Below are 4228 nucleotides of genomic sequence, written 5' to 3'. Positions count from 1 at the left end.
CGGGCTTAACCAAAGTCATCGTGATGGACCGCGAAGGGCTGCATGACTTTTCCGATCCGCAGATCATCTTCCTTGATGAGCTCTATGAACTGGGCGCTGCATATGATGCCGCTCACCCGACAGCGTTTGATGATGGCATAGACGCCACAAACCCAGAAGACACCGCCATTCTTGTTTATACGTCTGGCACCACGGGCAAACCTAAAGGCGCTATGATCAGCCACAGCAACTTGATCTATTCCGTTTCGGCAGGTTTACGCGATGGACCGATCTTTAGCTCTGATGATCAGCTGTGCTTTCTGCCGCTGTGCCATATTCTCGAACGGGTCTTTTCTGTAAATGCCCCAATTGCGGCAGGGTCCACGATCAATTTCGCAGAAAGCCCCGAAACCGTGTTCGACAACCTCCAAGAGGTCAGTCCACAGACTTTCGTCGCAGTGCCGCGGCTTTGGGAAAAGATCTATTCCCAAGTTGCTATTCGAATTGGCGACGCGACAAACATGCAAAAATGGGCCTATTCAAAAGCGCTTAAAGCGGGCGGCGCACGCGCTAAGGCTATGGCCGAAGGCAAATCGCTCCCTCTAGGTTCACAAATTGCCTACCGGTTTTGGGACATCGCATTGCTGCAAAACCTGCGCCGCATGATCGGGATGGACCGTCTGCGTCGAGGTGGGTCAGGCGCTGCCCCCATCTCACCCGATCTGTTGCATTGGTACCACTCCATTGGTGTACCTGTACTTGAAGGCTACGGCATGACCGAAAGCTCTGGCGTGATCTGTATCAACAGCCAAGAGACCAACAAGATTGGTACAGTGGGCATGGCTCTGCCTGGGGCGCAAATCCGCATCAATAAGGAAGGCGAAATCCAGTACAAAGCCGGCAACGTTTTTCAAGGCTACTGGAAGAACCCCGAAAAGACAGCCGAGACTTTTACCGAAGATGGTTGGTTGCGCACAGGCGATGTTGGAATGCTGGACAATCAGGGTTTCTTGAAAATCACTGGGCGTCTCAAAGACATCATCATCACTGCTGGCGGTAAGAACATCACGCCTGCCGAGATCGAAAACAAACTCAAGTTTTCACCATATATCTCGGACGTGGTCGTGATCGGAGACAAACGTAAATTCCTAACCTGTCTGGTCATGATCGATCAGGAAAACGTTGAGAAATTCGCCCAAGATCGGCGGGTTCCGTTCTCAAACTATGCCTCACTCTGCGCTGCGAAAGAGGTCCAGGACCTGATCCGTGAGACGGTCGAAGAGGTAAACAAAGACTTCGCACGCGTTGAACAGATCAAGGATTTCCGACTGATTGACGTGTTGTTGACTGCCGACGACGACGAGTTGACGCCAACCATGAAGCTAAAACGGAGCTTTGTGGAGACCAAACATGGAGAGCTAATCAGTCAAATGTATTGACATCAACAGGTTCAGCTTTTCACAATAAAAAACAATAGGGAGATAACCAATGAAAAAACTTTCAACGACTTTAGCGACGGCAGCTGTTGCCGCCGCAATGGCCGCTGCACCTGCTTATGCTGAGCAAGGTGTCACAGATTCTGAGATCCTGATCGGCTCAAACAATGACCTGTCTGGACCATTTGCAGCCTTTGGCGCACCCGCGACCAAAGCGGCTCAGCTCGTTTTTGACGAGGTGAATGAAGCAGGCGGCATTCATGGCCGCAAAATCCGTTTCGTTGTTGAAGATCATGGCTATCAAATGCCGAAAGCGATCCAAGGCATGAACAAACTGGTCAACGGCGACAAAGTTTTTGCGATGCTGTTGTCCTTGGGCACACCAATGAATATTGCGGCGTTCAAACTGCAAGACGCGAAGAAAGTACCTAACGTTTCACCGCTTTCAGCTGCGCGCCAAATGGCTGAGCCCTTCTCACCGCTACACTACGCGGGCACAGCGACCTACTACGAACAAATTCGTGTTGGCGTGACCTACCTAGCTGAGCAGAAAAACGCGAGCAATGTTTGCGCGATGTACCTGCCGACTGACTTTGGTAAAGACATCAAAGAAGGCGCTGAGTCTATTTCAGCCGAGACGGAAGGTCTGACATTTGTCACTGAGACGACGCACAAGCCGGACGATTCAGATTTCGTCGGCGCGCTTCAAAAACTGAACGCGGAAGGTTGTGAAATCGTTGCGTTGGCTTTGGGCGTTCGTCAGGCAATCACGGTTTCAGGCACAGCTAAGAAACTTGGTCTGACAAACATGTCTTTCCTGAACTCTTCTGCAGGCTTCCACACAGTAATGGCCAAAGTGCCAGGTGGTGTGACCGAAGGCATGTATGCTGCTGCGGGTTGGGCTGATTTGCTCTCACGTATGGATAAGCCAGAAGTACAAAAGTTCTTCGCGCGCTATACCGAAGCAACAGGTGAAGAGCTCCCTGGTTCAGGCGCATTGCTGGGCCATTCTGCTGCGGACACAATGGTACGTGCACTAGAGGCCGCAGGCCCAGATTTGAATGCTGCTTCTTTCCAAGCAGGTATCGAAAGCCTCAACTACGAAGATGTCGTATCTGGTAACACTGTGACATACTCTGCGACCGACCACCAAGGTGCGGATGAGGTTGTTATTTCAGTCATCAAGGACGGCAATTGGATGGAACTCGCTCGTAAGTAACACTAACTGTCGAGACGACTAAATCTAGTTTAGAAGGGATCGGTCATATCATTGGCCGGTCCCTTTTTTACGAGATCGTATAACACGTTCATAAAGATCAAACGAGCCCGCCAAAGCCTCGCGTAAGCTTCGCCCCTCTTTATTCTCTAATCACCTCAGTTCGAAAACAGCCAAACTGAAAACTACGGGGCCTCAGCGATACATTCCAAAAGCGCTAACTAAACGCGAGAACGACCACTTTGCATCTAAAGACCTAACTCCATCAATTCTTGCTTAAGCAGCGCCACGTCTTCAAGCAGGTCTTCACTTTTTTCGACCACCTTCGCTATGGGAGGTTGTTCAATGCGAACAAGGTTATCAGCCGTGCCCTCTGAGGCGTCAATCTCACCAACACTTCGATCTAAATCGTTTGGTTTTTCAGTCTCATTGCGCTCTGCAAAAGCTGTCGCTTCGGTCATCGGAGCAACGGCTTCAGTCGTTTCCAGTTTTGAACCGACATCACCTTCTCTTCCAAGTTTACCGAGTTGAGCTGACAATTCAGAAAAGCCCAAATTTATCATGCGTGTTTCAATGCTTTCACGCTTCTCTCGCGCCATACGATTGAAATAAGGAGCAGGTAGGCTAACAGCTTCCTTTAGGAACGCTGCATCACTCTCTAACCTAAAAACTCGCTCACCAACCTCATCGAGGATCAAGTCCACTTGGCTTTTTCGGGCGAGCCGCGAATAAGGCGTTAGCAACTCAATAGCACTTGGAAAATCTCCATCCTGAACTGCAGAACGCAATCTGGCTCTAATTAGATCGATCTCCAACTCCGAGCCTTTGTACTCCTCCGAGTAACTTTGCAAGGCGACCTTCTCTCGCTCTTGGAGTTCGGCACCTTCCTCCAACGATAGCTCGGCAATAGCTAAAACTGCTTCAGGTGCGCGATCAGAATCTTGCGCAATTACAGGTTCAAGAATTGAAACTGCCGCTTCATCTTTTTGATTAAACCGTGCAATCTTTGCTGCGACTATTGCCCGTTCACCGCTGGTTCCTTCGCCTTGACCTGCAGCTCGCCTCAAGGAAAACTCAGCAACATCTGAAGCTTCTACATCAAGCAAAGCATCCGCTAATTTGCTTACAAACACGCCTCTCAGTGCATCTGGCCATTGATCGAAATCCTTCCGAATTCGCTCCAAATCAACTTTGGAAAGGCTAAGGTCTGGCCCACCTTGATCGCCCTCGGCACCGTAGATTGCCAATCTCATTGCAATCAATTCCGGACAACTCAAAATCGTGAAAATCGGCTCGACGTTTCGCGCTGATTTGGCGCCATCAACATACTCCGAAAAATTGATCAAAACCTCATCTGTTTTCGTTGGATTTTCAATAGAATTTAACAAAGCACGCGATTCCGCCCCCATCGCTACGGCCAAATAAGAAATCGCCATATTCCTCAGCGATCCATCTCCTTCATTTCTAGAAGAGTCATCAAATATTTTCTTTTGTGATGTTAAAAATTTTTGAACGTTTTCATATTTAGGCCATTCCTTTGGATCGACACTTGATGAACTCATACAACTATCATTTTCAGAATCATTTAGACCATTTC

At 49.1% G+C, this 4228-nt stretch carries 3 protein-coding genes; 2 read left to right on the top strand and 1 reads right to left on the bottom strand.

Annotation, left to right across the window (positions count from 1 at the left end; all coding sequences use genetic code 11):
• A partial coding sequence (locus tag ABJQ89_RS05495; protein WP_348495262.1) for an AMP-dependent synthetase/ligase occupies positions 1-1418 on the top strand: 1418 nt, incomplete at its 5' end.
• Between the two features lie 49 nt (positions 1419-1467).
• Positions 1468-2634 carry an ABC transporter substrate-binding protein gene (locus ABJQ89_RS05490; RefSeq protein WP_348495261.1) on the top strand — a complete coding sequence of 389 codons (1167 nt, stop codon included), beginning with the start codon at positions 1468-1470 and terminating at the stop codon, positions 2632-2634.
• Positions 2635-2879: 245 nt separating this feature from the next.
• On the opposite strand, the gene ABJQ89_RS05485 is transcribed toward ABJQ89_RS05490, so the two are convergent.
• On the bottom strand, positions 2880-4228 hold a 1349-nt coding region (locus ABJQ89_RS05485; RefSeq protein ID WP_348495260.1), incomplete at its 5' end, for a hypothetical protein.

This window comes from Planktotalea sp., assembly GCF_039984035.1.
Taxonomy (GTDB): Bacteria; Pseudomonadota; Alphaproteobacteria; order Rhodobacterales; family Rhodobacteraceae; genus Planktotalea.
The sequence above is the reverse complement of the archived record's forward strand: the minus strand, read 5'-3'. Positions and strand labels throughout refer to the sequence as shown.